Annotated in this window: 4 protein-coding genes; all 4 read left to right on the top strand. The window is 71.8% G+C overall.

Annotation, left to right across the window (positions count from 1 at the left end; all coding sequences use genetic code 11):
* Window positions 1-2,265: ALF repeat-containing protein (locus HGA02_RS10170; protein ID WP_210728410.1), on the top strand; the 2,265-nt coding region annotated here is incomplete at its 5' end.
* On the top strand, window positions 2,262-2,693 hold the full coding sequence (locus tag HGA02_RS10165) for a DUF7878 domain-containing protein (protein WP_168678905.1): 432 nt from the start codon (window positions 2,262-2,264) through the stop codon (window positions 2,691-2,693). The genes HGA02_RS10170 and HGA02_RS10165, both read left to right, overlap by 4 nt.
* A 177-nt stretch (window positions 2,694-2,870) precedes the next feature.
* Window positions 2,871-3,392, top strand: coding sequence for a hypothetical protein (locus HGA02_RS10160; protein WP_168678904.1), 522 nt, complete (start codon window positions 2,871-2,873; stop codon window positions 3,390-3,392).
* The gene (locus tag HGA02_RS10155; RefSeq protein ID WP_168678903.1) at window positions 3,389-4,897 is read left to right on the top strand and encodes a trypsin-like serine protease; all 1,509 of its coding nucleotides are present in this window, start codon (window positions 3,389-3,391) and stop codon (window positions 4,895-4,897) included. Before HGA02_RS10160 ends, HGA02_RS10155 begins: the two co-directional genes overlap by 4 nt.
* Window positions 4,898-4,981 lie beyond the last annotated feature (84 nt).

Genomic DNA, 4,981 nt, shown 5'->3' with positions numbered 1-4,981 from the left:
GGCGAGGCCGCGCAGGCCGCCGCCGAGTCGACTGCCCACGCCACGGAGGCGACCGCCGCTTCGCAGCTTGCCGTCGACGCTGCCGCGCAGGCGGTCAAGGTCGAGAAGCTCGCCCGCGACGCCGACGCCGCTCGTCTCGCCGAGGCGACCGAGGCGGGCATCGCCGCCGCGCAGGAGGCCGCCGCCGCGGAGACCGAGGCTCAAACGACCGGCGCGGAAGCGGCCGGGTGGGACCGCAACGTCCGGTGGGACACCGAGGAGGAATCGCGGATCCCCGCGGCCACGCGGACGCTCCTCGACGCGGCGACCGCACCAGGTGCCTCGACTCAGGTTGTTCTCGACAAGGGGCGCCGTGCAGCGCTCTCGCTCACGACGACCGGCGGCGAGTGGACCAAGGCAGCCGCCCTGGAGGCTCTCAGCGGTGACGAAACCGTCCTGCGATCGTGGCTCAGCGAGGGACGCAGGCTCGCCGCAGGGCAGGACAACCGTGCCCGGGTGTGGCACCTGGTCGACACCTTGCCGGACGGGCAGGAGAAGACCGCGGCCCGAGCCTCCCTCGACGGGGACGACGCGGCCGTCGCGGCCTGGCTGCGCACCCGCGCCTACCCTCGCAAGGTCGTCGACGACCGCCTGGCCTTGGCGCGGATCCTCGCGTCCAACCCTGGACCCGCGCTGTACGCGGCGACCCAGAAGGCGCTGGCCGGCACGGCACAGGAGGCACACGAGTTTCTCCGCGACGGCCAGTACGTCGCCCGCGCTGCCGACCAGCGTGTCGAGATCGCCCGCGTCCTGGACGCAGGTGGGCCAGAGGTCAAGGCGGCAGCGCAGGTCGCTCTCGCCGGCCCGGCGTCCTACGGCGCCCACTTCCTGAAAGTCGGCCAGTACGAGGCCGCGCAGCGCGACAAGGAGCAGGCCGCCCACGTCCAGGCGGTCCAAGGGCTCGTCCAGCAGGCGCAGCAGTACGCGCAGAAGGCGCTCGCCGACGCTGCCGAGGCGCGCCGCGTCGCGGCCGTCGCGCGGAACGCGGCGACGGACGCGGCAGCCGCTGCTAACCAGGCCGCTGGCGCTGCCGCCCAGGCCGCGACGTACGCGTCGCAGGCCTCCCAATCCGCCGCCGCTGCGAAGGTGTCCGCGGACCAGGCAGCGCAGTCGGCCCAGGTCGCGAAGGACGCAGCCGCCGCCGCTCAGAGCAGCGCGAGCAGCGCTGCCCGCTCCGCGCTCACCGCGAGTGCCGCGAGCGAGCGAGCCAAGGTCAGCGCGGCCTCCGCGCAGTACGCGAAGTGGTCGGCTCGCTGGGCTGCGACGTCCGCCGGGCGCGACGCTGCTGCCGCTGAGCAGGCAGCAGTGCAGGCGTCGGTCACGTACACCGTGCGGCTCAAGCAGCGGGAGGTGGCCGAGCGGAACGTGCAGCCCGGCAGCGGACCGGACGGGCTCACGAGCGCCGACTACGTCCATCGGTACGAGAACTGCCTGAACCCGCTCGCCGGCCCGGCGCAGAGGCCGGAGTGTGTCGAGGCGTACAAGGAGATCGTCGGGCTCGTCACCGACCCGGGGAAGTGCGACCGACCGTGGGCGCGCGACTCCCTCGGATGCCAGATGGCAGCGACGTTCTGGCAGGACTTCAGCGATCTCGCGAAGGAGGACCCCGAGCTCCTCGCGACCATCGGCGTCGACGCGTTCCAGCTGTTGCTCGGGATCTGTGGGCTCGTCCCGGGCTGGGGGGAGCTCTGCGACGGCACCGACATGGTGATCTCGGGGTTCCGTGGCGACTGGCTCGGTGTCGGACTGTCGGCTGCGGCGATGTTCCCGGTCCTCGGGTGGGGTCCGGGAGGCGCGAAGATCGGCCTCAACGCCACTCGACTCGTCCGCACGTTCGACGACGTCAGCGAGGTCCTGCGAGCGACCCGGGCGTTCACGGATGCCGCTGGCGCCAACAGCGTCCTCCGCGCAGCGTCAGAGGCGGCGTTCCGTGCCGCCGACAACCCCGCGGCGATCTTCATCAAGGACAAGCACCTGTCGACCAGCGCCGGAACGTGGGGAAAGTTCGACTCGACCGACATACCCGAGGTCCAAGGATGGGTGGCCGACGCGCTGAAGTCGGACGGGGCTGTCTTCATGCCGAACGGGCTGGCGGACACCTTCAAAGTCGAGGTAGACGCGGGAAGGGTCGTCGGGACGAAGGGTGAGACCTGGTTGCGGATCATCGTGACGGACGACGGCCGAGTGATCAACGCGTTCCCGATCAAGGGCGGGCCCCCCCGATGAGACTCGAGTACCGCGACCTGTCGTTCGACGACCTGCAGGGTGACCTCGTCGCCGACTACCTCGTCGCCGTCGACGCTCACCTGTTCGTCACCGACGGCGACCGCGTGGTCTACGACGAGCCGTACTTTCCCGTCGTCGAGCTCGCCCGGGCACTCGCGGCGTGGGCAGAAGACCCCGCGCGGGACGACTTCCGGTTCGTCACGCTGTCGTCCGACGTGATCGGTCTGGTGACCATCGAGCGTGAAGGCACGGCCTGGTCGGTGTACTCCGTCAACGACCCGAGCCGTCGCAGCTCGCCGGCGGCTGACGACGAGGTCGTCATGTGGGTGCGCGAGTTCGTCGACCGCGTCCGGGGCGATCTGTACGCGCGCGGGGTCGACGCCGATCACGTCCTCGGTCTGGAGCCACGTGGCGACGATCGCCCCTGAGGCTGCGATCCCCAGGCGCCGCACGTCGCACATGTGCACCGGTGCGGCGATCCAGGCGCGGGCGTGCCGGATCGTCCGCACCGGCACGCTCGCCCGAGGCGGCGCCGTCGGAGGGCTGCTCGCATCCCGGAGACACAAGAACGCGCAGTTCAGATCCCAGCTAACGGAGGTTGCCGCATGAGGCGAAGTGTGAGTGGGGCGGTTGTAGCCGTCGTCGTGGCCGGTGCCGCCGTCGTGGCGTGGTCAAGTGGCGCGGGTGCTGCGGAGGGGACGGCGGCGGCGGAGGTGCAGTCGTCGTTGGTGGAGGACTTCGCCTACCCGGGTGCGGACGCGATCCTGGCGGAGCACGGGCTCAAGGTGTTCACGGGTGACGGTCACGTCGAGCCGGTGTCGTCGGGTGCGGTGGGCGGGTCGTGCGCGCCGGGTCTGATCCAGGTGGAGACGTTGGTGGAGGAGGAGCCGTACGGGTCGTACTACTGCTTCCGGACGTCGGGGGCGCGGGGGTTCCTGACGTTGGAGGTGCCGCACACGTTCCTGCTGCGTGGTGGTGACAAGACGGTCGAGGCGACGGCCGTGGTGGCGTCCGGTGGTGAGGAGACGTACACCGTCGCGCCGAACACGTCGGTCGCGGTCGACCCGGGTGAGGGGTCGGCGATGCCGCAGGCGATCCTCGTCGAGCTCCGGTTCGGTACCTGGTGAGCGGGGGTCTGCGGACGCGGGCGCTGCGCACGGGCGTCGTCGCGGCCGTGCTGGCCTGCGTCGGCGTGCCCGCCGCGGTCGCGGTGCAGGGCAGCACCCCGACGGGTGCGGTGGCGCAGGCGACGGTCAAGATCGACGTCGGCACGGACCGCTCCTGCTCGGGTGCGCTGGTGGCCCCGGCGTGGGTCGTGACGGCGAAGTCGTGCTTCACGGCCGGCGGCGTCGCCGTCGCGCCGGGCGCGCCGAAGGTGACGACGAAGGCGACGGTCGGGCGGCTCGACCTGACGGGGACCGCCGGCAAGGTCGTGAACGTCGACCTCCTGGTGCCGCACGCGGACCGTGACGTCGTGCTCGCGCGGCTCGCGACCCCGGTCACCGACGTGACGCCCGTGAAGATCGCCGCCACGGCGCCGGTCGCGGGGCAGGAGCTGACCGTGACGGGCTACGGCCGGACCGCGACCCAGCTGGTGCCGGACACCGCGCACGCCGCGACGTACACGGTCGCGGCGGTCGCCGCGGGCACCCTCGACATCGAGGCGCAGGGCGCGGGCGCGACGATCTGCAAGGGCGACGCCGGCGGTCCGACGCTGCGCGCCACGACGAGCGGCGTCGAGCTCGTCGGAATCCATCACACGGCCTACCAGGGCGGCTGCCTCGGGTCGGCCACGACCCGGCAGGGGGCGACGGACACGCGTCTCGACGTCCTGCGCGACTGGGTCTCCGGCATCACGAACCCGCCGCCGGTCGTCTCGCACGTCAAGCACATCTACTCCGTGAACGGCGGGCAGGTGTGGGAGGCGGCGTCGAACAACGGCTGGAAGAGCCTGAACTCGGCGGTCGGGACCTCCGGGCCGGTCGCGGTCCTCGCGGTCGACGGCGTGAAGTACGTCTACACCGTGAACGGCGGCCGCGTGTGGGAGGCCGCGTCGAACAACGGCTGGAAGAACCTCGACACGGGGATCTCCACGTCCGGGGCGCTCGCCGTGATGTCGGTGAACGGCGTCAAGCACGTCTACACCGTGAACGGCGGGCAGGTGTGGGAGGCGGCGTCGAACAACGGCTGGAAGAGCCTGAACTCGGGGATCGCGACGTCCGGGCCGCTGGCGGTGACGACGATGAACGGCGTCAAGTACGTCTACACCGTGAACGGCGGGCAGGTGTGGGAGGCCGCGTCGAACAACGGCTGGAGGAGCCTGAACTCGGGGATCGCGACCTCCGGACCGTTGGCCGTCACGACGATGAACGGCGTCACGTACGTCTACACCGTCAACGGCGGGCAGGTGTGGGAGGCCGCGTCGAACAACGGCTGGAAGAGCCTCAACTCGGGGGTCTCGACCTCGGGTCCGGTCGCCGCGATCGCGTTCGACGGCGTCAAGTACGTCTACACCGTCAACGGCGGCCAGGTGTGGGAGGCGGCCTCGAACAACGGCTGGAAGAACCTCAGCTCCGGCGTCGGGACGTCCGGTCCCGTCGCAGCCCTCGACCTCGCGACGGTGACCCGATGAGCGCGGCGACGGCGGACCGGCTCGACCGGCGCGTGCGCCGCGGCGCGGTCCGGACCGTCGTGGCCGCGCTCGCGCTCGCCTGCG

Origin of the sequence: Cellulomonas septica (assembly GCF_012396155.1) — a bacterium.
In the GTDB taxonomy this organism is placed as follows: Bacteria; Actinomycetota; Actinomycetes; order Actinomycetales; family Cellulomonadaceae; genus Cellulomonas; species Cellulomonas septica.
The sequence above is the reverse complement of the archived record's forward strand: the minus strand, read 5'-3'. Positions and strand labels throughout refer to the sequence as shown.